Here is a 23,919-nt window from a genome sequence, read left to right on the forward strand (position 1 = left end):
CGGCAGCGTCATGGTGGCGCGGAACTGCTCGGCCAAATCGCGCATCATGGCGTGGGATGTACACAGCATGAAACAACGCCCGTTGTTGGCCTCAATCATCGGCTTCAGCATGGCCGCCAGATGGCGCGCGGCCCCCGGCTGGTTAGGCAGCGGCAGATTGCGCGGCACGCACAGCAGCGCCTGTTTTTCGTAGTCAAACGGGCTCGGCAGAAGCAGAGATTCAGCCTGCTCAATGCCGAGGCGCTCGGTAAAGTGATGCAGATCGTCATTCACCGACAGCGTGGCCGAGGTAAAGACCCAGGTGCCGGGCTTTTGCGCCATCACCTCTTTGAATTTATCGGCAACGGTCAGCGGCGTCAGCGCCAGGGTGAAGTGGCGGGAGGTGCATTCGTACCAGTAGCTGTACCCCGGCTGGTTGATCTCTTTCAGCCGTTTCAGCCGCCCGCGATAGAGCGTGGCGCGTTCAAAGGCAGCGTCTAACAGGGCGGAACGGCCCAGTGACAGCTTCGCCACGTCGTAGCAGAGCTCAAGGGCATCGTCGAGCAGCAGCAGCGCGCGCTGGATATTTTTGTCTGCCAGCAGTTCACGCAGGTTGCCGCGATAGCCCGGCTCGCCAAGCTGTAAGCGGAAATCCTGCGCGCATTGTGCCAGGCGGTCCGCGCACTTCTGCAACTGCTGGGTATCTTTGAGTTCGGTGCGATAGGCAATGGTGATATCTTTCGCCAGATCCTGAAGCTGACGGCTGGAGAGCGACTGGCCAAAATACTGGCTGGCGATGTCCGGAAGCTGATGGGCTTCATCGAAGATCATCACCTCCGCCTCCGGGATCAGCTCGCCAAATCCACTGTCCTTGACCACCATATCCGCAAGAAACAGGTGATGGTTCACCACCACCACGTCGGCATCCATCGCTGTTTTACGCGCTTTCACCACAAAACAGTCTTTGTACAGCGGGCAGTCGCTGCCGAGGCAGTTGTCGTTGGTGCTGGTCACCAGCGGCCAGGCCGGGGAGTCTTCCGGCACGCTCGCGCAGGTGCTGATGTCCCCCTCCTCCGTCTGGTTGGCCCAGGCGCGCAGGACGATCACATCACTCAGGGTTTGTACCGGCAGATCTCCGCCGGCCAGCGCCTGCTGTTCAAGACGCTCCAGGCACAGGTAGTTTGAGCGCCCTTTCAGCAGGGCCAGACGCCCTTTGTATTTCAGCGCTTTCGCCACCGTGGGCAAGTCGCGGCTGTAGAGCTGGTCCTGGAGCGCTTTCGACCCCGTAGAGATGATCACCTTCTTTTTCGCCCGCAGCGCAGGGGCGAGGTAAGCGTAGGTTTTCCCCGTACCGGTTCCGGCCTCCACGACCAGCGGCTGCGCTTTGTCGATAGCGTGCGCGACGGCATGCGCCATCTGACGCTGGGGTTCACGCGGTTTAAAACCGGGAATAGCCTGTGCTAACTGACCTTCTGGGGAAAAATCGTCTGCCACGGTGTTCTCTCACTGTATTTTTGCACAGGGATTATGTCAGCCCCTTCTCTCCGGTGCCACCCCAAATAGTGACGACGGCGGAACATTATGGCAGTCTTGCCGCCTGACGACGAAAGATAACGAGGATACGTTTATGACAATTACGCGCATTGATGCCGAAGCCCGCTGGTCTGATGTAGTGATCCATAACCAGACGCTGTACTACACCGGTGTCCCTGCCAATCTGGACGCGGACGCCTTCGAGCAGACGGCGAACACCCTGGCGCAAATTGATGCTGTGCTGGAAAAACAGGGCAGCGATAAATCGCGCATTCTGGATGCGACCATTTTTCTGGCGAATAAAGACGATTTCGCGGCGATGAACAAAGCCTGGGATGCGTGGGTCGTGGCGGGTCACGCGCCTGTACGCTGCACTGTACAGGCCACGCTGATGAAACCGGAATACAAAGTTGAGATCAAGATTATCGCGGCAGTGTAAGCCGGTTATTCTTCATCTTCATCCTCAAAACGCGCCACGATACGCTCACCGGTATGGGTGGCGCGAAGTTCTTCCGCGACCTGGGAAATCGCCTGTCCGCTGCTCATCCCCTGGGACATCAGCTCCTGAATACGTTCAACGGCTTTCTGCTGTTGGTCATGGCTGAGAGAAGGTAAACCTGCAAACATCGTTAACTCCTGCTAAATTATTCGCGCTAATTATTTCACGCTGCCCGGTAGTATGCCATACATGAACATGCGCTTCCCCACTGTTATTACCTTGCCCTGGCGTACGGACGCCGCCGAGTTCTGGTTTGCCCGTCTGAGCCATCTTCCTTTTGCCATGCTGCTGCACTCAGGCCATGCGGATCACCCTTACAGCCGCTTTGATATTCTGGTGGCCGATCCGGTGAAAACGTTGACGACCGATGAGCTGTCGCCAACGGACGATCCGCTGCTGCGGCTTCAGCAGGAGATTAACGCGCTGGGCTTATCCGCCACGCCGAACCCGGACCTTCCTTTCCAGGGGGGCGCGCTGGGGCTGTTTGGTTACGATCTGGGTCGTCGATTCGAAAAGCTGCCCGAGTTAGCGCAGGCGGATATTGCCCTGCCGGATATGGCGGTGGGGCTGTACGACTGGGCGCTGATCGTGGATCACCGTAAACAGACGGTATCCCTGCTGAGCCACCGTGACGTGCAGGCGCGTCTGGCCTGGCTTGAGGCGCAACGGCCCGCCGTAACGGATCAGTTTATGCTGACCTCCGGCTGGCGCTCAAACATGAGCGCGATGGAATACGCGGAAAAATTCTCCCGCGTGCAGGCGTATCTGCAAAGCGGCGACTGCTATCAGGTGAACCTGGCCCAGCGCTTCCAGGCAGCATACCGGGGGGATGAATGGCAGGCGTTTATTCGCCTCAATGCCAGCAACAAGGCCCCGTTCAGCGCGTTTATACGCCTGGAGCGCGGCGCGATCCTCAGCCTTTCGCCCGAGCGTTTTATCCATCTGGCGGAAGGGACGATTCAGACCAGGCCGATCAAGGGCACCCTGCCGCGCCTTGCCGATCCGGATGCAGACCGTCAGCAGGCGGAGAAGCTGGCTGCCTCGCCCAAAGATCGTGCCGAAAACCTGATGATTGTCGATCTAATGCGCAATGACATTGGCCGCGTCGCCGAGCCGGGCAGCGTGCGCGTACCGGAGCTGTTTATCGTGGAGCCTTTCCCGGCTGTGCATCATCTGGTCAGCACCATTACCGCCCGTCTGCCGTCCTCGCGCACCGCCTGCGATCTGCTCCGCGCCGCGTTTCCGGGAGGTTCCATCACCGGCGCGCCAAAGGTGCGCGCGATGGAGATTATCGACGAACTGGAACCCCATCGACGCAACGCCTGGTGCGGCAGCATCGGCTATGTGAGCCTGTGCGGAACCATGGACACCAGCATCACCATTCGCACGCTCACCGCCTGCGACGGGAATCTGTACTGCTCCGCAGGCGGTGGCATAGTGGCCGACAGCCAGGCCGGGGCGGAATATCAGGAAACGTTTGATAAAGTGAATCGTATCCTGAAACAACTGGAGAACTCACGGTGAAGAAAGAAAACCTGACGCTGGATGATTTTTTGTCGCGCTTTCAGCTTCTGCGGCCCCAGGTCAACCGCGCCACGTTGAATCAACGTCAGGCGGCGGTGCTGATCCCGGTAGTGCGTCGTGAACAGCCGGGTCTGTTGCTTACCCAGCGCGCACCGCATATGCGAAAACACGCCGGTCAGGTTGCGTTTCCCGGCGGCGCGGTGGACAGCACCGATGCTTCCCTGATTGCCGCCGCGCTGCGCGAGGCGCACGAGGAAGTGGCGATCCCCCCGGAAGCGGTGGAGGTGATTGGCGTGCTGCCGCCGGTCGACAGCGTCACCGGTTTTCAGGTCACGCCGGTGGTCGGCATTATTCCGCCCGATCTTCAATATCACGCCAGCGTCGATGAAGTTTCAGCTGTGTTCGAAATGCCGCTTGAAGAGGCCCTTCGTCTGGGTCGCTATCACCCGCTGGATATTCACCGTCGCGGACACGATCATCGGGTCTGGCTATCGTGGTATCAGCATTATTTTGTCTGGGGCATGACGGCAGGCATTATTCGTGAACTGGCGCTGCAAATCGGCCTGAAGCCTTGACTATACTTTACATTCCACCCTTTTCTGGCAGGTTTGCGATCGGCGTCGCGCTATTAGCAAAACCATCGTTAACCATTAGTTTAATTCATGTGAATAGTTAAGCCGAGGTTGGTGTTCCCTCTTACACTATGCGCAGTTATAACATCGTTACTGGAACCCCAGTAACCCTGTCAGGAGTGTGAAAGTGATTAGTATATTCGACATGTTCAAAGTGGGGATTGGCCCGTCCTCTTCCCACACTGTAGGGCCGATGAAGGCCGGTAAACAGTTCGTCGATGATCTGGTCGAAAAAGGATTACTGGAAAGCGTTACCCGTGTCGCCGTAGACGTTTACGGTTCACTGTCATTAACGGGTAAAGGCCACCACACCGATATCGCCATTATTATGGGTCTGGCGGGCAACATGCCGGACACTGTTGATATTGATGCCATTCCGGCATTTATCCGCGACGTGGAAACGCGCGGACGCCTGCTGCTGGCTAACGGTCAGCATGAAGTTGACTTCCCGCAGGATGACGGGATGCGTTTTCGCAGCGACAACCTGCCGCTGCACGAAAACGGCATGACCATCCACGCCTGGAGCGGCGAAAAAGAGATATACAGCAAAACCTACTACTCCATCGGCGGTGGCTTCATCGTTGACGAAGAACACTTTGGTAAAGAGAGCGCGGGCGACGTCAATGTGCCCTATCCGTTCAAATCCGCCACCGAAATGCTGGGCTACTGCAAAGAGACCGGTCTGTCCCTCTCCGGCATGGTGATGAAGAACGAGCTGGCGCTGCACAGCAAAAAAGAGATCGAAGACTATTTTGCTAACGTATGGCAAACCATGCGCGCCTGTATCGATCGTGGTATGAACACCGAAGGCGTTCTGCCGGGCCCGTTGCGCGTGCCGCGTCGTGCATCCGCGCTGCGCCGTATGCTGGTCACCACGGACAAATTCTCCAACGACCCGATGAACGTGGTTGACTGGGTGAACATGTTTGCTCTGGCGGTGAACGAAGAGAACGCCGCAGGGGGCCGCGTGGTGACCGCGCCGACCAACGGCGCCTGCGGTATCGTTCCGGCGGTGCTGGCCTACTACGATCACTTTATCGAGCCCGTCACGCCGGACATCTACATCCGTTATTTCCTCGCGGCAGGCGCCATCGGCGCGCTGTACAAAATGAATGCCTCTATCTCCGGTGCGGAAGTGGGCTGTCAGGGTGAAGTGGGCGTTGCCTGCTCTATGGCGGCAGCGGGACTGGCGGAGCTGCTGGGCGCAAGCCCTGAGCAGGTTTGCGTGGCGGCGGAAATCGGCATGGAGCATAACCTCGGTCTGACCTGTGACCCGGTTGCCGGCCAGGTGCAGGTGCCGTGCATTGAGCGTAACGCCATCGCCTCCGTTAAGGCGATCAACGCCTCACGCATGGCGATGCGCCGCACCAGCGAGCCCCGCGTGTCGCTGGATAAGGTTATCGAAACCATGTACGAAACCGGCAAGGACATGAATGCGAAGTACCGCGAGACCTCCCGCGGTGGTCTGGCCATTAAGGTGCAGTGCGACTAAGCCTTCCTTTCGCCCATCCACAACGGATGGGCGAATTTTCTCCTCTCGTCTCGTCGCTTCACGTAATCCCCACTACACTGTCACTGTTGCGTCTGGCTCTTCCGGCCGGTGCTTAACAGGCGACCGTTCATGCAAAATGCACAAACGATCATTAAAGACTATCGCCGAAAACGCGTTATCGTCTGCGTCACGGTTGCGCTCATGACGCTCGTCCTGACGTTGGGCATTCGCTTTATTTCACAGCGCAACATAAATCAGGATCGGATCCAGGACTTTGCTCAGAGCACCGTCCGCGCGCTGGACAAGGTGCTGATGTCCCTGGAAACCCACCGTGAAACCCTCATCGCGCTGGTGGGTGAACCCTGTTCCGGGGTGAATCTTGTCCTGCGAAAACAGGCGGCGATTCTGCAAACCGTACGCTCAATCGCCCTTGTAAAAGACGGCACGCTGTATTGTTCAAGCGTGTTCGGCATTCGTAATGTTCCCGTCAGCGAATTTCACCCGATACTGCCGGCGAGCGATCCCAGGCTGCTGTTATTGACCGACCGGTGGCTGTTAAAGGGCAGCCCGGTGCTGATCCAGTGGTCCCCCGTGGCGGGCCGGAGCAAGGATGGGGTGATGGAGGTGGTGAATATCGATCTCATCACCAAAATGATCCTTGAGCCGCAGCGGCCGCTGATTACCGACGTTGTCCTCAAGGTGGGCGAAAATTTTCTCCGCGACGGGCAACAGGTCACGAATACGCTGACCTTCGATGAACACGCCTCCCTGCTGGAACAGTCGTCACAGCGGTACCCCTTTAGCGTCACGGTCAGCGGCCCGGGGCCAGGCGAAATGGCGTTGAGGAATCTGCCCACTCAGCTGCCGCTGGCGCTGATGCTCAGCTTACTGATGGGCTATATCGTCTGGCTCGCCACGGCGCGGCGCATCAGTTTCACCTGGGAAATCAATATGGGGATTGCCGCCCGGGAGTTTGAACTCTTCTGCCAGCCGCTGATGAATGCCCGCACGCGGGAGTGCGTCGGCGTCGAGATCCTTCTGCGCTGGAATAACCCGCGTCAGGGATGGATCTCACCCGATGTCTTTATCCCTCTGGCCGAAGAACATAACCTGATTGTTCCGCTTACCCGCTACGTCATCAGCGAAACGGTGCGGCAGATAGGCTATTTCCCGGCCTCGCGCGATTTCCATATCGGCATTAACGTGGCCGCCAGCCATTTTCGCCGCGCTGCGCTGATCCGGGATCTCAACCGCATCTGGTTTAACGCCAATCCGGTTCAGCAGCTGATTGTGGAGTTAACTGAACGCGATGCGTTGCTTGATGTGGATTACCGCATCGTGCGCGAGCTGCACCGTAAAGGGGTGAAACTTGCGATTGATGATTTTGGTACCGGCAATAGCTCACTTTCGTGGCTTGAAAAGCTGCGTCCGGACGTGCTGAAAATTGATAAATCCTTCACCACCGCGATCGGCACCGACGCCGTGAACTCAACGGTCACGGATATCATTATTGCGCTGGGCCAGCGGCTGAATATAGAACTGGTTGCGGAAGGGGTTGAAACCGAGGAGCAGTCACGCTATTTGCGCCGTCACAGCGTACACATTTTGCAGGGGTTCTTGTATGCGCGACCGATGCCGCTGCGGGAGTTCCCGACATGGCTGGCGGAAAGTGCCTCTCCGCCAGCCCGTCACAATGGACACATCGTGCCGTTATTGCCGTTACGCTAGCAAGCGTTACTCTTCTTCGTCGTGTGCAGACTGCTCTTTAACAATACGCACCATATCAACGCGATAGTCGTTGGCTTCAACGATGGTAATTTGCAGCGGCGGCAGCTCCAGCACATCCCCGACACGCGGGATCTGTCCGTTAACGGCAATCACCAGCCCCGCCACGGTGGCGATGTCTTCATCGTCATTGACTACGTTTTCAACGCCCAGCGTGTGCGAGAGCGCGTGCAGATCGGTGGTACCTTTCACCAGCCAGCCGTCACCGTCGGCAACGATTTCCGGCGTTTCATCCGCATCGGGGAATTCACCTGCGATCGCTTCCAGCACGTCAAGCGGCGTGACCAGACCCTGTACCACACCAAATTCGTTGGTGACGATAACAAAACTGCCGCGGGCACGACGCAGCACGCCCAGCAGGTTAATCGGATCCAGCGTCTCCGGCACCACGATGGCAGGCGACGCGGCCGCAACGGCCTCGACGTTGACGCCCTCTTCCAGCGCCACGAGCATCTCTTTCGCGCGCACCACGCCGATGATCTCATCCAGCTCGCCCCGACAGACCGGGAACAGGCTGTGCGGCGAGGAGAGCAGCTGCTGACGAATTTCGTCGACGCTCAGGTTGGCATCCACCCAGCTGATTTCTCCGCGCGGCGTCATAATGCCGCGCAGGGAGCGGGAGGCCAGCGAAAGCACGCCGTTGATCATATAGCGTTCTTCTTCCACAAACGCGCCTTCCGGCACCGGAACCGGGTTGCGGTTCTCGCTGTCCGCCTGCACGTTCACCTGGCGACGGCCGCCCATCAGGCGCAGGATCGCATCGGCGGTACGGGCGCGCAGCGGCTGATTCGACTGCTGCTTAATAAAGTTACGGCGCGCAATCTGGTTAAACAGCTCGATTAAGATCGAGAAGCCAATCGCGGCGTACAGGTAGCCTTTCGGAATATGGAAGCCAAAACCTTCTGCCACCAGGCTCAGACCAATCATCAGCAGGAAGCTCAGACACAGCACCACTACCGTCGGGTGCTGGTTGACGAAACGCGTCAGCGGCTTCGAGGCCAGCAGCATTACCGCCATCGCAATCACAACCGCCGCCATCATCACCGGCAGATGGTTCACCATGCCGACCGCCGTAATCACCGCATCCAGCGAGAAGACCGCATCAAGCACCACAATCTGAAGAACAACGACCCAGAAGCTGGCATAGCCTTTACCGTGTCCACCGTCGTGCTGCCGGTTTTCCAGCCGTTCATGCAGCTCCGTTGTGGCTTTGAACAGCAGGAAAAGCCCCCCCACCAGCATGATCAAATCGCGACCGGAGAAGGTGAAATCCATCACGGTGAACAGCGGCTTCGTCAGCGTAACCATCCACGAGATCACGGACAGCAGGCCCAGTCGCATGATCAGCGCCAGCGAGAGGCCGATCAGACGGGCTTTGTCACGCTGTTTCGGCGGCAGCTTGTCCGCCAGGATGGCGATAAACACCAGGTTATCAATACCGAGAACGATCTCCAGCACGACCAGCGTAAGCAGTCCTACCCAGATTGACGGGTCCATTAAGAATTCCATGACACGCTCCTGCTAAAGGAATGACAAAACGGTGCCCCGCTGATTTCGGGCAGTTCAAAGGAAATGAGAGTCGATGCGTGGCGAAGATCGCCGGTGAATAAGGCGCGGGATGGCCTGGAAGATGACTGACGTCGGTGACGGTCCATATAGTGGGCTGTAGCCCTATACTCCTGAATAATTAAACGGACGCTAAACATATCAGAGACAATTGGTATTTAGCAAAGATTTACGTTCCTTTGCAAACTTCTGTAACACACGCGGTTTATCTTTTAGAAAAATCTGTAATGCGTAGCTAAATTACGGATCTTCATCACATAAATTATTTTTTCACTATCTAAAATAATTCGCGGAAGTCTTGGTTTTTTAGAACTCTAACCCTTATCTGAATCGATTCGGTTCGCCAATACGATTCTCAGTACGCCTGCCTGGCAGACGTATAAATGATAATAATAGGAGGTAGCAAGTGACCATTGCTATTGTCATAGGCACACATGGTTGGGCTGCGGAGCAGTTACTCAAAACGGCAGAGATGCTGTTGGGCGAGCAGGAAAACGTCGGCTGGATCGATTTCGTTCCCGGTGAAAACGCCGAGACGCTGATTGAAAAATACACTGCTCAGCTTGAGAAGCTGGATACCAGCAAAGGCGTGCTGTTTCTCGTGGATACATGGGGCGGCAGCCCGTTCAACGCTGCCAGCCGCATTGTCGTCGATAAAGAGCATTATGAAGTCGTCGCCGGGGTGAATATCCCGATGCTGGTGGAAACCTTGATGGCGCGTGACGACAACCCAGGCTTTGACGAGCTGGTGGCGCTGGCGGTGGAAACCGGTCGCGAAGGCGTTAAGGCGCTGAAAGCACAGCCGGTTGAAAAACCCGCCCCTGCCCCTGCTGCACCAAAGGCCGCTGCACCGGCGAAGCCAATGGGTCCGAACGATTACATGGTTATCGGCCTTGCGCGTATTGATGACCGTCTGATCCACGGCCAGGTGGCGACACGCTGGACCAAAGAGACAAACGTACAACGCATTATCGTGGTCAGTGACGAAGTGGCCGCTGACACTGTCCGCAAAACACTTCTTACCCAGGTTGCACCGCCGGGCGTTACCGCGCACGTCGTGGATGTCGCCAAAATGATCCGCGTTTACAACAACCCGAAATATGCGGGCGAACGCGTGATGCTTCTCTTCACCAACCCGACAGACGTCGAACGCCTTGTTGAAGGCGGCGTGAAAATCACCTCCGTTAACATTGGCGGTATGGCATTCCGTCAGGGCAAAACGCAGGTCAATAACGCGATTTCAGTCGATGCGAAAGATATTGAGGCCTTCAATAAGCTGAATGCCCGCGGTATCGAACTGGAAGCCCGTAAGGTTTCCACGGATCAGAAACTGAAAATGATGGATTTGATCGGCAAAGTGGGGAAATAAGCCCGGGCCGGTTTTTCATATAAAGCTTATGTAATAGGAGAAGTGCAATGGAGATTACTACTCTTCAAATTGTACTGGTGTTCATCGTCGCATGTATTGCGGGTATGGAATCCGTACTTGATGAATTTCAGTTCCACCGTCCTCTGGTGGCCTGTACGCTGATTGGCGCCGTTCTCGGTGACATGAAAACCGGTATCATTATCGGTGGTACGCTGGAAATGATCGCCCTCGGCTGGATGAACATCGGTGCAGCCGTTGCGCCAGATGCCGCCCTGGCGTCCATTATCTCAACCGTTCTGGTTATCGCCGGTCACCAGAGTATTGGTGCCGGTATCGCGCTGGCTATCCCACTGGCCGCTGCGGGCCAGGTACTGACCATCATCGTTCGTACTATCACCGTGGCCTTCCAGCACGCGGCGGATAAGGCAGCCGAAAACGGTAACCTTACGGCGCTCTCCTGGATCCACGTTTCCTCCCTGTTCCTGCAAGCGATGCGTATCGCGATCCCGGCGGTTATCGTGGCGATCTCCGTGGGGACCAGCGAAGTTCAGAGCATGCTGAACGCCATCCCTGAAGTGGTCACCAGCGGTCTGAACATCGCCGGCGGCATGATCGTGGTGGTCGGTTATGCGATGGTCATCAACATGATGCGCGCGGGCTACCTGATGCCATTCTTCTACCTCGGCTTCGTTACCGCTGCGTTCACCAACTTCAACCTGGTTGCGCTGGGCGTGATTGGCGCGGTGATGGCGATTCTTTATATCCAGCTCAGCCCGAAATACAACCGCGTCGCGGGTGCCCCTGCGCAGGCTGCTGGTAACAACGATCTCGATAACGAACTGGACTAACAGGTGAGCGAAATGGTTGATATGACAAAAACTACCACTGAGAAAAAACTCACTCCGGGTGATATTCGTGGCGTGTTCATCCGTTCTAACCTGTTTCAGGGTTCATGGAACTTCGAACGTATGCAGGCGCTCGGCTTCTGCTTCTCCATGGTGCCGGCAATCAAACGCCTGTATCCGGAAAACAACGAAGCGCGCCGTCAGGCAATTAAGCGTCACCTGGAATTCTTCAACACCCATCCCTACGTCGCGGCGCCTGTTCTGGGCGTAACGCTGGCGATGGAAGAGCAGCGTGCGAACGGGGCTGAGATTGACGATGGTGCCATCAACGGGATCAAAGTCGGTCTGATGGGGCCGCTGGCAGGCGTGGGCGATCCTATCTTCTGGGGAACCGTGCGTCCGGTGTTTGCGGCGCTGGGTGCCGGTATTGCCATGAGCGGCAGCCTGCTTGGTCCGCTGCTGTTCTTCATCCTGTTTAACGCGGTGCGTCTGCTGACCCGTTACTACGGCGTGGCGTACGGCTACCGTAAAGGGGTGGATATCGTTAAGGATATGGGCGGCGGCTTCCTGCAAAAACTGACTGAGGGGGCGTCTATCCTCGGCCTGTTTGTGATGGGGGCGCTGGTTAACAAGTGGACGCATGTGAACATCCCGCTGGTGGTATCGACCATCACCGGTCAGGATGGTCAGACGCGCGTTACCACCGTGCAGACCATTCTGGACCAGCTGATGCCGGGCCTGGTACCGCTGCTGTTAACCTTCGCCTGCATGTGGCTGCTGCGTAAGAAAGTGAACCCGCTGTGGATCATCGTTGGCTTCTTCGTCATCGGTATCGCGGGCTACGCCGTCGGCCTGCTGGGTCTGTAATAAAATGCGTTACCGACCGGGGGCTTGCCCCCGGTCTTTTTATCTGGAGGATGAATGACTGTCACGGACACCGTACTGGTTTTGTTTATTGTTGCCCTTCTGGCTTACGCGATCTATGACGAGTTCATTATGCCTCGCCGCCACGGCGAGACGCTGCTGACCCTTCCCCTCTTACGCCGTGGACGCATTGATGCATTCATCTTCGCCGGGCTGGTGGTCATTCTGATTTACAATAACGTGACCAGCCACGGTGCAATATTAACCACATGGTTATTATGTGCGCTGGCATTAATGGCGATTTACCTGTTCTGGATCCGCTCGCCAAAACTCATTTTTAAAAAACAGGGATTCTTCTTCGCCAATGTCTGGATAGAATATAACCGTATTAAAGAGATGAATTTATCCGAGGACGGGGTGCTGGTGATGCAATTAGAACAACGCCGCCTGCTCATTCGGGTTAAAAATATTGATGACCTGGAAAAGATCTACAGATTACTCGTTAAAACTCAATGATTTAATATTATAGCTTCGGCTATATATTGCGTAATTTTTTTGTTCGTAATATAGCCGATGCTATATCTTCCCCGTTAAATAGCTTATATTTCTTAACGATATTTTCACGCATAAATCTAAATGAAAATCGTTATCAACGCAGTCCCTGAATTAAGCCTTTCTGACTGTTGTTTTATATTCTCAAAATATGTTAAGGTTGCGCCCGTCGTTGGGGAGTAGCCGATTTCCTGCCTTCAGGAAATGTACGTGTCAACATACTCGTTGAAAAACGTGGCGCGTACGGATCGCTTTCAGCACTTACTGTGCCAAAGGGATCAGGCGAGACCATAGATACATCAACTGCTGTTTACTGGGGGCAGTGATGTGTCATATGGATATCCCCGGTCTGGACGCGCTTATGAATATCTCCGCTACGATCCTCCTGGCCTTTGGCATGTCAATGGACGCATTTGCCGCCTCTATCGGTAAAGGTGCCACCCTCCATAAACCTAAATTTTCCGAAGCCCTGCGTACCGGTCTTATCTTTGGCGCTATCGAAACGCTGACGCCGCTTATCGGATGGGGTCTGGGGATGCTCGCCAGCCAGTTTGTGCTGGAGTGGAACCACTGGATTGCCTTCGTGCTGCTGGTCTTTCTCGGCGGCCGGATGGTGATTGAAGGTTTGCGGGGCAACAGCGATGAAGATGACGCGCCGCTGCACCGCCACGGCTTCTGGCTTCTGGTGACCACCGCTATCGCAACCAGCCTGGACGCCATGGCCGTCGGTGTCGGTCTGGCGTTTTTGCAGGTCAATATTATCGCCACCGCGCTGGCGATTGGCTGCGCGACGCTTATCATGTCAACGCTGGGGATGATGGTTGGCCGGTTCATTGGCCCGCTGCTGGGTAAACGAGCCGAAATTTTGGGCGGTATCGTGTTGATCGGGATTGGTGCCCAAATCCTCTGGGCACACTTCGCGGGTTAACCTTCGCGCTGCCAGCAATGGATGCTGAAATCTGTCTGGCAGCGAAATTCTGTCTGCGCTGCCAGCGTTTCCCACACCGCGGGTTTTGCCCGCCACGCAAACGGCGTCATTTGCAGTAACGCCACGGCTTCGCTTCCCTGTAACGTCATTTCATACGCCACCGACAGCTCCTGCTTTAACGCAAAGCCCGCCAGCTGTTCTGAGTGAGGCGCATGCAGGTGCACTTCATCATAGATCAGCCCTTTCAGCTCCAGCAGATGACGGGGCCCAGGCGTAACGGTGATAACCCACCCGCCGGGCTTAACCACGCGCGCCAGCTCCTCTGCCTTGCACGGCGCGTAGATACGCACCACGGCGTCCATGCTCGCCTCCTCAAACGGCAGACGGTGGCTGGAGGCCACGCAGAACGTCACCGCGGAATAGCGTTTTGCTGCCGCACGGATTGCCACTTTCGATACGTCCAGGCCGTACGTTTCGGCGCCCTTCTCAGCCGCCACGTCTGCAAACGTTGCGGTGTAGTAGCCTTCGCCACAGCCGATATCCAGCATGGCGGATGCGCCTTCTGTCAGACAGTTACCGAGTAAGTCGACGACACAATCCCTGAGCGGTTGATAGTGCCCGGCATCGAGAAACGCCCGGCGGGCCTGCATCATCTCCGCGCTGTCGCCCGGGTCCCGGGAGCGCTTGTGCTGTACAGGCAGAAGATTCACATAGCCCTCTTTCGCCCTGTCAAACTGATGTCCCTGTGGACAGATAAACGTTTTCTCCGCGCGCGTCAGCGGCGCGTGGCAAAGGGGACAGCTGAAAGACATGACAACTCCAGGGCGTAAACCAAAAGGCGAAGTGTACCGCTATTCGCCAGGGTTATAAACGGCTGGGTGACGCATCACAATCAGATGGTCAGAATCTGCCGGCAGCCCATCAGGCTTTACGTTTTCCAGACGCAGTACGTTCCCCATAATTTCGCTGAAAACGGGCGCAGAAACGGCCCCGCCGTAGTAGGCGCCGTTTTTCGGGTCGTTGATCACCACCACCAGTGCAAAACGGGGATCGCTGGCGGGCGCAACGCCCGCAGTGTAGGCGACGTATTTATCCACATACTTACCGTGTTCATCGATTTTTTTGGCCGTCCCGGTTTTAATCGCCACGCGATAGTTACGCACCGCTGCTTTGATCCCGCCACCGCCGGGTAACGCGACGCTCTCCATCATGTGTTCCACCTCGTGAACAATTTCCTCGGGCATCACCCGTTTGCCGATCACCGGCGGATCGATACGGGTAATGGACAGAGGCCGTTCAATACCATAGCTGCCGATGGTGGCATACACATGCGCCAGCTGGAGGGGGGTGACCATCAGGCCATAGCCGAATGCAAAGGTCGCCCGGTCTAACTGGCTCCAGAATTTTCGCTGTGGCAGTAAGCCAGCGCTTTCCCCCGTTAAGCCAAGCCCGGTACTCTCGCCAAACCCAAAGTGCTTATAGGTATCCAGTAACCGTTGCACGGGCATCGCCAGCGAAAGACGGGATACGCCCGTGTCGCTGGACTTTTGCAGGATCCCGGTCATCGTCAGTTCCGGATAGTAGCCCACGTCGCGAATACGATGCCCATCAATAGTGTAGGGATGCGTGTCTATCACGCTGTCAGGCTGAACCAGCCCCTGCTGTAGCGCCGTCATCAACACCAGAGGCTTAACGGTCGAGCCCGGTTCAAAGGTGTCGCTGATCGCGCGATTGCGAAAATCATCCAGCGTTGCCCCTTCCCGATTGTTGGGGTTGAAGTCCGGGAAGCTGGCCATCGCCAGTATTTCGCCCGTCTGGATATTAATCAGTACCGACGCGCCTGACTCGGCTTTGTTCCACGCCACGGCATTATCCAGCGCGTCTTCGGTGATGGTTTGCAGGCGTTCATCAATACTTAGCTGGATATTGTGGGCAGGAACGGGGGCCACCTCAGTGAGGTTCTCCACCACATGTCCATAGCGATCTTTCCTGACCAGCCGCACGCCTGCTTTCCCGGTGAGCTGGGTGTTGAAACTTTTCTCGACGCCCTCAATACCCTGACCATCAATGTTCGTGAAGCCAATCAGGTTAGCCGCCACGTGTCCGGCGGGATAAAAGCGGCGGGACTCATCGCGAAGGTTAATACCGGGAAGACGCAGCTTATCGATCCACTTTGCCTGGGAGGGATCAACCTGACGGGCAAGATAAATGAATCGCCCGTGCGGGTTGCTGTTAATCCGGGATGCGAGCGTGCTCAGAGAAAGGTGTAAGGCATTTGCCAGAGCCTGCCAGCGCGAATCAAACCCGACGCCCCCTTTTTCCAGCACGGTTTTGGGATCGGCCCAGACGGCCTGCACGGGTACGCTTACCGCAAGGGGACGCCCTTCACGGTCAACAATCATTCCACGCGGGGCATCTATCGCCACTTCGCGCAGGGAGCGCATATCCTCCTGCTTCACCAGATTATCCGGTTTGATAATTTGTAGCCACGCCACGCGGCCCAGCAGAAACGCGAGGCTACAAAAGATGGCGAGACACAGAAGTGCAAAACGTGCCGGCGTAAAGTTTCCGGTGGTCGTTATTGTCTTTTTTTTCACCTTAACCCCAGGGCTATTGATCAACGCCCTGATTTAACGAGAAAAACGGATAATAAGACGGGAAAAGAATGCTAATAACCTCACGGGTTTGCAACAAGATACTAACAGAGGTGGATTACGTAATATTTTGAAAAATAAGCGAATAAAAAAGCCCCGCATCGGCGAGGCTTATGTCTGAGAGCGAAGCGCCTGGCGCTTCAGTCAGCAGTGATTCGATCAGATAGCAGTTACGTTAACCGCAGCTGGGCCTTTCTGGCCGTCCTGAATTTCGAACTCAACGTTCTGGCCTTCAGCCAGAGTTTTGAAGCCGTTACCCTGGATTGCAGAGAAGTGTACGAACACGTCTTTGCTGCCGTCAGCAGGAGTAATGAAACCAAAACCTTTAGATTCGTTGAACCACTTAACTTGACCTTTAATCTTTGCCATTTGCAAAATTCCTTAGAGTGTTTTCTTAGCCCGCAGGCTTTGACATAGATAAAACTGAGACATTACTGCTTGAGGCACTAATATAAGGTTCGGCAGAGAAGCGGTATTCAACGACAACGTGTTTACTCAGGACTTCTTTACTGAAAATGCCACACATAAACAGAACTGTACCTCGTTTGACCCAAAACGTGTTATCACACACAACGTTTAATATGGCAAGCCATTTTTAAACGTGTCTCGATCCGCCGCACAAATTCACGTGTTACTCCAGAACAATCTGCACGGTTATGCGTATTGTCAAATGAAGCGCCACCTGATCTAACGGCCTACAGAGTGCCTTGACGCGCCCTGTAATCAAAGACTTTTTAAACATAGCTCAATCATTTCAAAGCGTCCATCCCAAACCCTACTTTTCTTTAAAGGAATGACTGAGTTAGAACTTTTTGTGAAAAGTTATGCTGAAAACAATGCAACGCACCAACGTGTGACAGTGAATATAAAAAGTTAATCAGCTATTGCTAACTGTATTAAAATCCACCATTTAATAAGCGTTATTCTGCACCAAAATAATGAAATTTTTATGACTCTGCCTCAAAAGAAGGCAAGCAAAACGTTTCGATAAAAATAAAACACTTTTGGCGAGTTAAAGCACACTATTTATTCAACGAAACGGTATTTGTTAAATAAGGATAAATATTCGCCAGTTTTCAGTGCACTGAAACAAGAGTTAACTACTGCTTAATTCTTTGCGGGGATGTTGCGGGAAAAACGTGATAAGGGAGGAGATTTACGCCGTACGCTCAGGCCACCTCCCCGATCCGGGCAGACTATCGTTCGGCTACCAGGCGAATGAAGTCTTCCTCGTCTTGTTGCGGAGCAGTAGCGTCCTTCGGTATCGCTTTCGCTTCCGGTTCGTTGGCTTCGCACAAACGACGCAGCAACGCATTCTGCCTTTTCTGCTGATCCAGCAACGCTTCCAGCAGCTCAATTTGTTCGTTTGTGCGGGAACTGGCGCGGTTAACGAAGAACCACAGTACCAGGCCAACAGCCAGCACAACCAACGCCATTACCAGGGATGCAATGCTCAGCAGCCCCGAATTCAGTAACTCACCCATTTCACCACCTCAGTAAAAACCGCTATTTTACCACTGCCGCCACGTAAGAACATCGCTCAGCGTAAAAATGACGTCTACCAGGGGATAAACTTATTGATTGAACAAATGCCGCTAAAGAACTGTACATCCTGATCGCACATCACATTGATAGTCTGCGTCCACAGCACCACGCATGCTATCAACACTATAACCAGAATTACCCAGCGTATTTTTTTCACTCCACACTCCGTCTTATGACCTGATGTAGCCAGGTTATCACGGCTATCTTAAACAGGGGCTAACTGTACCTTCAACTGACTCTTTTCGGAATCGTGCACTTGTTTCACTGCGTAAACCCGTTACGCTTACTCCATGACAACAAAGAAAAAAGAGGCATCGATGCGTTTACTCGTTCGTACGGTAATTGTACTGGCACTTGTGTGGATAGGCCTGCTGTTAAGTGGGTATGGCGTATTAATGGGAAGCAAAGAAAATGCCGCGGGTTTGGGTATTCAGTGTAAATATCTCACCGCCCAGGGGGTAAGCACGGCGCAGTACATCCATTCAGACAGCGGGATCATCGGGCTAAGCAACTGTCCCGTACTGCGTAAGTCCTCTGTCGTGGTTGATAACGGCTAATCAGCGTTGAACTCAATCTGCAAAAACGCCGCAAAAGTGCGGCGTTTTTTACTGGCGGCATCGATCAGAACGGGTAGTCGTTATAGCCCATCTGCTCTGAAATTTTGCGCGCTGCGGTATGCAGAATTGCCACATACTCATGAAGACGCTCTTCGGAGAAACGCAGCGTCGGGAACGAGATGCTCAGGCCCGCAATGACAACGCCGAAGCGGTCAAACACCGGCACACCGATGCAGCGCAGCCCTTCTTCCTGCTCTTCGTTATCTTCCCCGTAGCCCTGCTCGCGTACGCTATCCAGCACGCTCAGCAGTTCATCCGTACTGGTGATAGTACGGTCAGTACTACGCTTGTATTCCACGCCGTCAAGGATTTGCTTCACCTCTTCGCGATCGCGCCAGGCCAGCAGCACTTTACCAATTGCGGTACTGTAGAGCGGGTTACGGCGACCGATGCGTGAATACATGCGCAGGTTGTACATGGAATCAATTTTGTGGATGTAAACAATGCTGTCTTCATCCAGTGCGCCGAGGTGAATTGTCTCTTTCGTCAGCCGTGAAAGTTCACGCATCTGAATATCCGCGCTGCGGATCAGATCCACGTTTTGCAAGGCACGAGCGCCCAGTTCAAACAGCTTCAGGGTCAGAGAATATTTTTCTGATTCTCCTTCCTGCGCGACATAACCCAATGATTTCATCGTCTGCAAAAAGCGATAAACGGTGCTTTTCGACATCATCACACGCTGAGACAACTCTGTAATACCAATTTCACGCTCTTCTCCGAGCGCCTGCAAGATGCCAAACACCTTCAGCACGGAAGAAACAGAATCTGGCTGCTTATCCAAATCTGCGATTGCCATTTATCACCTCATGGAGAGTGTTTTATAAAAATCAGAACCGGTTTTTATTATAAATTCGTGTGATGCGTGCTGCAATCTATCTGGCTTTACTTCGTTACAAATCTGCGACATAAAACCGAAATAACGGTGCTAAAATAGTTACCCTGAAAATAATTTCACGCTGAGTCATTTTTTTCCCATGCAAAAAAACGTTTCTGATGGCCTGCCCTTACCGCAGCGGTACGGGGCAATTGCCACTGTTGTCATCGGCATTTCGATGGCCGTCCTTGACGGTGCGATTGCCAACGTTGCTCTTCCTACCATTGCAAAAGATCTTAATGCGTCTCCCGCAAGCTCCATCTGGATTGTGAACGCGTACCAGATCGCGATTGTGATTTCCCTCCTGTCACTCTCTTTCCTCGGCGATATGTTTGGCTATCGCCGGGTTTACCAGTGCGGGCTGGTGGTCTTTACCCTCACCTCGCTCTTCTGTGCCCTATCCGATTCGCTGCACACCCTCACTCTGGCGCGTATCGCTCAGGGCTTTGGGGGCGCGGCGCTGATGAGCGTGAATACGGCCCTGATTCGGCTTATCTACCCTCATCGCCACCTTGGACGCGGCATGGGCATTAACTCCTTTATTGTCGCCGTGTCGTCTGCCGCCGGGCCGACGATTGCCGCTGCCATTCTGTCTGTCGCCTCGTGGCAGTGGCTGTTTGCCATCAACGTGCCCCTTGGCATCGTGGCTATTTTCTTCGCCCTGCGCTATCTCCCGGAAAATGGTCCGAAAAGCACCACGCCACGCTTCGACCTGCCCAGCGCCGTGATGAACGCGCTGACCTTTGGCCTGCTGATCACCGCGCTGAGCGGATTTGCGCAGGGGCAGTCGCTAATGCTCATTGCCGCAGAAATCGTTGCCCTGCTTGTTATCGGCTTTTTCTTTGTACGACGCCAGCTGGCGCTCCCCGTGCCGTTACTGCCGGTAGATTTGCTGCGTATACCGCTGTTCTCGCTCTCCATTTGCACTTCAATTTGCTCATTTTGCGCCCAGATGCTGGCGCTGGTCGCGCTGCCGTTCTTTTTACAGAGCGTGATTGGTCGTTCGGAAGTGGAAACGGGCTTGCTGCTCACGCCCTGGCCTCTGGCAACCATGGTGATGGCCCCGCTGGCCGGGTATCTTATTGAGCGAGTTCACGCCGGACTGCTGGGGGCTATCGGGCTGGTAGTCATGGCAGTGGGACTGTTTGCGCTGGCGTTATTGCCCTCCTCGCCGGGGGACCTGGATATTATCTGGCGCATGATCCTGTGCGGTGCAGGTTTTGGTCTGTTCCAGTCACCGAATAACCACACGATTATCACCTCTGCCCCACGCCATCGCAGCGGTGGTGCCAGCGGAATGCTGGGGACGGCACGGCTATTAGGGCAAAGTACCGGGGCCGCACTGGTGGCGTTGATTTTTAACCTTGCCGGGCAGAATGCGACACACGTTGCGCTGATCACCGCTGGGACGCTGGCAACCCTCGCGGCTGTCGTCAGCGGGCTTCGTATCACCCAGCCGAAGGCGCAGGCATAAAAAAACCGGGCGGAGAGGTTCTCCTGCCCGGTTTGTATTCATGCGGCTGGTATTACTTCAGGTATTCACCGCTACGCAGCGCTTCGATACGTTTATCCAGCGGCGGGTGAGACATAAACAGCTCGCTCAGCGACTTAGATTTACCGTTGATGCAGAAGGCCATCATGCTGTTCGCTTCCTGCGGCTCGTAGCTGGTTTTCAGACGTTGCAGCGCCGCAATCATCTTCTCACGACCAACCAGTTTCGCTGAACCGGCATCCGCATGAAACTCACGGTGACGGGAGAACCACATGGTAATGATGCTTGCCAGGATACCGAACACCAGTTCCAGCACCATCGAAACAGCAAAATAGATCAGCGGGTTGCCGTTGCTCTCTTCACCCTCATCACGGTTGCCGCCCATAAACCCGGCAGCGATTTGCGCCAGAATACGGGAAATAAAGATAACGAAGGTGTTCACCACGCCCTGGATCAGGGTCATGGTGACCATATCGCCGTTGGCGATGTGGCTGATCTCGTGAGCAATAACCGCTTCCGCTTCGTCACGGCTCATGTTTTGCAGCAGACCGGTACTGACGGCCACCAGGGACGCGTCACGACGCGCACCGGTAGCAAATGCGTTAATATCCGGCGCGTGGTAGATCGCCACCTGCGGCATGGCAATGCCCGCCTGCTTTGACTGCTGAGCAACCGTGCTCACCAGCCACTGTTCCATATCGTTACGCGGCTGCTCGATAACCTCACCGCCCACGGATTTCAGTGCCATCCACTTCGACATCAGCAGTGAAATGAAAGAGCCACCGAAACCAAACAGCAGCGCCATAATCAACAGACCCTGAACGCTGCTCGACTGAATTCCCGTCAGGCTTAGCACCAGCCCGAATACCACCATAACCGCAAGGTTGGTGAGCAGGAAGAGCGCGATTCGCATCATAATATTCTTTTAACCTCAGTTTAACAAAACGCACTATGCGATTACCCACATCGTATGGGTATTGCGGGTATTTTCAAGCATCCAGACGGCGTAAGTCACCAGAAAGACACAACTTTACACAATTGGAAATCTGCCTGACGGAAGGATGCAGAACAAAAAGAAACAGGCACAATCTCTTGTGCCTGTTGGGGAGTTATTTTGCCGGAGCAGGTTGCACTGCAGGTTTATCTTTTTCCAGCGTCGCGAGATCAAGCGCGATATGCACCGTCTCGTCCAGATACGGATCGGGCTCCTGGTAATCCTTAGGCAGATCGTCCAGTTTTTTGAGCAGAGGCTTACCTTCACGCTTGAAGCGATCGTTGATACGCGCCAGACGCGTCGCGTCATCTTCATTGTTCTCTTTCTCACGCTGGGCGTAGTTCAGAGACACAATATTCCGTTTCGCTTTCAGTGCGTTGAAACGCGCAATGTCCTTCATGATGTACTGGAATTCAGGATCCTTCCCAATACGATCGTTGTGATTTTTCAACAGTTCCGGTCCGAACTGTTTCATATCACCCGATTTCACGAATGTCGCGGCATCGATGCTATCCCACGGCAACGCGTTATCTTCAAACTTCTCGCCGGTTTCCGTCTCTTCGGTACCTGTCGGCATCATGATGTCCGGCGTGACGCCTTTACGCTGCGTACTGCCGCCGTTGACGCGGTAAAACTTCTGAATGGTGTACTGTACTGAACCCAACGCCGGCCATTCAGGGCGCAGCATCTGGTCATAAATACGGTTCAGAGAGCGATACTGCTGAACGGTGCCCTTGCCAAAGGTCGGTTCGCCGACAATTAACGCCCGGCCATAATCCTGCATGGCGGCAGCAAAGATTTCCGATGCAGAGGCACTGAAGCGATCCACCAGGACCACCAGCGGCCCCTTATAGTAGACCACGCCATCGGTATCGGCATCTTCACGCACTTTACCGTTGTTATCGCGCACCTGCACCACCGGGCCAGACGGGATAAACAGCCCGGACAGCGAGACGGCTTCGGTCAGCGCCCCGCCGCCGTTGCTGCGCAGGTCAATGATTACGCTGCTGACATTCTGCTTCTCAAGCTTCTGTAGCTGCACTTTCACGTCATCGGTCAGGCCAACGTAGAAGCCCGGGATATCCAGTACGCCAACCTTCTCTTTACCCACGGTTTTCACCGACATTTTCACCGCGCGATCTTCCAGACGGATACGCTCACGGGTCAGGGTAATGATGCGGGTTTTGGTGCCCTTACCGGCTGGCAGGATCTCCAGGCGCACTTTGCTGCCCTTCGGCCCTTTGATCAGCGCAACAACGTCATCAAGACGCCAGCCAATCACGTCCACCATGCTCTTTCCGGTCTGACCAACACCGACAATGCGGTCGCCTACGCTGATCGCTTTGCTTTTAGACGCAGGGCCACCGGCCACCATGGAGTTGATAACGGTGTAGTCATCGTCCATCTGAAGCACTGCACCGATACCTTCCAGAGACAGGCTCATTTCGGTATTGAACTGTTCGGTGTTACGTGGAGAGAGATAGTTGGTGTGCGGGTCAATTTCATGCGCAAACGCGGTCATCGCCAGTGAAAAAACGTCTTCACTGTTGGTCTGCGCCAGACGACGAATAGCGAACTTGTAGCGACGGTTTAACGTCTCACGGATCTCTTTCTCGTCTTTGCCGGTGAGCTTGAGGCTCAGTTCATCATATTTGACTTTTCCGTCCCACAGCGCATTCAGCTCAGCCTCATCTTTCGGCCATGGCGCTTTGCTGCGGTCCAGATTAAAGGTGTCGTTGCCGGTGAAGTCCATTGGACGTTCCAGCACTTTGAGCGCGTATTGATAACGTTCAAAACGGCGCTTTTGCGATAAGTTGTAGAGATCGTAAAACAGATCCAGCTTTCCGGAGCGCAGCTCATCACCCACTTCGGATTTGCGTTTCGCGAACTGTTCGACATCGCTGGCCAGCAGTACGTTATGGCTGTAATCCAGCAAGTTCAGATAACGATCAAAGATTTTGGCCGAAAAGGCCTGATCGAGATCGAACTGACGATAGTGCGAACGAGTAAAGCGCGACGTCACGCGCTCACTCACCGTCGCGTGCTGAGTCTCTTCCTTGAGAACCGGAATTTGATCGACACGCGTAATATCGTCCACAGCGAAAGCGTGGCCTGTTATAGCAAACAGGCCAGCCAACGCGGTGAGCTTAAAAAAAGTGTTCATGCCAGGCTCGG

The 23,919-nt window shown here is 54.8% G+C and carries 23 protein-coding genes, 1 pseudogene and 1 riboswitch; of the genes and pseudogenes, 12 read left to right on the forward strand and 12 right to left on the reverse strand.

What is annotated here, in order from left to right; translation table 11 throughout:
• On the reverse strand, positions 1 to 1,473 hold a 1,473-nt coding region (locus IM267_RS16560), incomplete at its 3' end, for an ATP-dependent DNA helicase (protein WP_321206337.1).
• Positions 1,474 to 1,606: 133 nt separating this feature from the next.
• On the opposite strand from IM267_RS16560, the gene IM267_RS16565 reads away from it, so the two are divergent.
• The gene (locus IM267_RS16565; protein WP_003859927.1) at positions 1,607 to 1,951 is read left to right on the forward strand and encodes a RidA family protein; all 345 of its coding nucleotides are present in this window, start codon (positions 1,607 to 1,609) and stop codon (positions 1,949 to 1,951) included.
• 5 nt (positions 1,952 to 1,956) lie between these two features.
• On the opposite strand, the gene IM267_RS16570 is transcribed toward IM267_RS16565, so the two are convergent.
• Complete coding sequence (locus tag IM267_RS16570; RefSeq protein WP_003859925.1) at positions 1,957 to 2,139, reverse strand: YoaH family protein; 183 nt, start codon at positions 2,137 to 2,139, stop codon at positions 1,957 to 1,959.
• A 61-nt stretch (positions 2,140 to 2,200) separates the two neighbouring features.
• Here IM267_RS16570 and pabB point away from each other — a divergent pair, with 61 nt between their 5' ends.
• The 4 genes from pabB (at position 2,201) to IM267_RS16590 (ending at position 7,387) form a co-directional block, all read left to right on the forward strand.
• Complete coding sequence (gene pabB, locus IM267_RS16575) at positions 2,201 to 3,535, forward strand: aminodeoxychorismate synthase component 1 (RefSeq protein ID WP_107535545.1); 1,335 nt, start codon at positions 2,201 to 2,203, stop codon at positions 3,533 to 3,535.
• Positions 3,532 to 4,110, forward strand: a complete 579-nt coding sequence (locus IM267_RS16580; protein WP_063868489.1) for a CoA pyrophosphatase — start codon at positions 3,532 to 3,534, stop codon at positions 4,108 to 4,110. Before pabB ends, IM267_RS16580 begins: the two co-directional genes overlap by 4 nt.
• Positions 4,111 to 4,294: 184 nt before the next feature.
• A complete protein-coding gene (gene sdaA / locus IM267_RS16585; RefSeq protein WP_047354210.1) occupies positions 4,295 to 5,659 on the forward strand; it encodes an L-serine ammonia-lyase in 1,365 nt (454 codons plus the stop codon).
• A 129-nt stretch (positions 5,660 to 5,788) separates the two neighbouring features.
• A complete protein-coding gene (locus IM267_RS16590; protein ID WP_193033842.1) occupies positions 5,789 to 7,387 on the forward strand; it encodes an EAL domain-containing protein in 1,599 nt (532 codons plus the stop codon).
• Positions 7,388 to 7,393: 6 nt separating this feature from the next.
• Here IM267_RS16590 and yoaE read toward each other — a convergent pair whose 3' ends face one another.
• A complete protein-coding gene (gene yoaE / locus IM267_RS16595; RefSeq protein WP_063449617.1) occupies positions 7,394 to 8,953 on the reverse strand; it encodes a CNNM family cation transport protein YoaE in 1,560 nt (519 codons plus the stop codon).
• Positions 8,954 to 9,416: 463 nt separating this feature from the next.
• Between yoaE and manX the strand changes: the two genes are divergently transcribed.
• The 5 genes from manX to mntP all read left to right on the forward strand — a co-directional run bounded on the left by manX (position 9,417) and on the right by mntP (position 13,568).
• The gene (manX, locus tag IM267_RS16600; protein ID WP_063868487.1) at positions 9,417 to 10,379 is read left to right on the forward strand and encodes a PTS mannose transporter subunit IIAB; all 963 of its coding nucleotides are present in this window, start codon (positions 9,417 to 9,419) and stop codon (positions 10,377 to 10,379) included.
• Between the two features lie 47 nt (positions 10,380 to 10,426).
• A complete protein-coding gene (manY, locus tag IM267_RS16605) occupies positions 10,427 to 11,227 on the forward strand; it encodes a PTS mannose transporter subunit IIC (RefSeq protein ID WP_063868486.1) in 801 nt (266 codons plus the stop codon).
• Positions 11,228 to 11,239: 12 nt separating this feature from the next.
• A complete protein-coding gene (locus IM267_RS16610; RefSeq protein WP_006810994.1) occupies positions 11,240 to 12,091 on the forward strand; it encodes a PTS mannose transporter subunit IID in 852 nt (283 codons plus the stop codon).
• Positions 12,092 to 12,145: 54 nt separating this feature from the next.
• The gene (locus tag IM267_RS16615) at positions 12,146 to 12,604 is read left to right on the forward strand and encodes a DUF986 family protein (protein WP_063449620.1); all 459 of its coding nucleotides are present in this window, start codon (positions 12,146 to 12,148) and stop codon (positions 12,602 to 12,604) included.
• 198 nt (positions 12,605 to 12,802) lie between these two features.
• Positions 12,803 to 12,991, forward strand: a riboswitch (yybP-ykoY riboswitch).
• Between the two features lie 10 nt (positions 12,992 to 13,001).
• Positions 13,002 to 13,568: a manganese efflux pump MntP gene (gene mntP / locus IM267_RS16620; RefSeq protein WP_063449661.1), complete on the forward strand. Its 567-nt coding sequence runs from the start codon at positions 13,002 to 13,004 to the stop codon at positions 13,566 to 13,568.
• On the opposite strand, the gene rlmA is transcribed toward mntP, so the two are convergent.
• The 6 genes and pseudogenes from rlmA to mgrB all read right to left on the reverse strand — a co-directional run bounded on the left by rlmA (position 13,565) and on the right by mgrB (position 17,924).
• Entirely contained in the window at positions 13,565 to 14,380 is an 816-nt protein-coding gene (rlmA, locus tag IM267_RS16625; RefSeq protein WP_193033843.1) for a 23S rRNA (guanine(745)-N(1))-methyltransferase, read from the reverse strand. The genes mntP and rlmA overlap by 4 nt on opposite strands.
• Before the next feature lie 39 nt (positions 14,381 to 14,419).
• Positions 14,420 to 16,165, reverse strand: coding sequence for a peptidoglycan glycosyltransferase FtsI (gene ftsI / locus IM267_RS16630; protein ID WP_063868484.1), 1,746 nt, complete (start codon positions 16,163 to 16,165; stop codon positions 14,420 to 14,422).
• A gap of 216 nt (positions 16,166 to 16,381) precedes the next feature.
• Positions 16,382 to 16,591: a transcription antiterminator/RNA stability regulator CspE gene (cspE, locus tag IM267_RS16635; protein ID WP_001062678.1), complete on the reverse strand. Its 210-nt coding sequence runs from the start codon at positions 16,589 to 16,591 to the stop codon at positions 16,382 to 16,384.
• Between the two features lie 12 nt (positions 16,592 to 16,603).
• Positions 16,604 to 16,748, reverse strand: a pseudogene (locus IM267_RS16640) (DUF2627 domain-containing protein).
• 670 nt (positions 16,749 to 17,418) lie between these two features.
• Entirely contained in the window at positions 17,419 to 17,706 is a 288-nt protein-coding gene (locus IM267_RS16645; RefSeq protein WP_107535549.1) for a YebO family protein, read from the reverse strand.
• Between the two features lie 74 nt (positions 17,707 to 17,780).
• Positions 17,781 to 17,924 (reverse strand): PhoP/PhoQ regulator MgrB, encoded by a 144-nt coding sequence (mgrB, locus tag IM267_RS16650; protein ID WP_063868482.1) that lies wholly within the window; start codon positions 17,922 to 17,924, stop codon positions 17,781 to 17,783.
• Between the two features lie 160 nt (positions 17,925 to 18,084).
• Here mgrB and IM267_RS16655 point away from each other — a divergent pair, with 160 nt between their 5' ends.
• Positions 18,085 to 18,324, forward strand: coding sequence for a YobH family protein (locus IM267_RS16655; protein WP_063449624.1), 240 nt, complete (start codon positions 18,085 to 18,087; stop codon positions 18,322 to 18,324).
• Between the two features lie 64 nt (positions 18,325 to 18,388).
• Here the strand turns inward: IM267_RS16655 and kdgR are convergent, their stop codons facing one another.
• Positions 18,389 to 19,180: a DNA-binding transcriptional regulator KdgR gene (gene kdgR / locus IM267_RS16660; protein ID WP_063449625.1), complete on the reverse strand. Its 792-nt coding sequence runs from the start codon at positions 19,178 to 19,180 to the stop codon at positions 18,389 to 18,391.
• A 178-nt stretch (positions 19,181 to 19,358) separates the two neighbouring features.
• On the opposite strand from kdgR, the gene IM267_RS16665 reads away from it, so the two are divergent.
• Positions 19,359 to 20,732 carry an MFS transporter gene (locus IM267_RS16665; RefSeq protein ID WP_193033844.1) on the forward strand — a complete coding sequence of 458 codons (1,374 nt, stop codon included), beginning with the start codon at positions 19,359 to 19,361 and terminating at the stop codon, positions 20,730 to 20,732.
• A 52-nt stretch (positions 20,733 to 20,784) separates the two neighbouring features.
• Here IM267_RS16665 and htpX read toward each other — a convergent pair whose 3' ends face one another.
• Positions 20,785 to 21,666, reverse strand: a complete 882-nt coding sequence (htpX, locus tag IM267_RS16670) for a protease HtpX (RefSeq protein ID WP_063868480.1) — start codon at positions 21,664 to 21,666, stop codon at positions 20,785 to 20,787.
• A 193-nt stretch (positions 21,667 to 21,859) separates the two neighbouring features.
• Positions 21,860 to 23,908, reverse strand: coding sequence for a carboxy terminal-processing peptidase (gene prc / locus IM267_RS16675; RefSeq protein ID WP_063868479.1), 2,049 nt, complete (start codon positions 23,906 to 23,908; stop codon positions 21,860 to 21,862).
• Positions 23,909 to 23,919 lie beyond the last annotated feature (11 nt).

This window comes from Enterobacter cloacae complex sp. P15RS (assembly GCF_014895905.1).
GTDB classification, from domain to species: Bacteria; Pseudomonadota; Gammaproteobacteria; order Enterobacterales; family Enterobacteriaceae; genus Enterobacter; species Enterobacter quasihormaechei.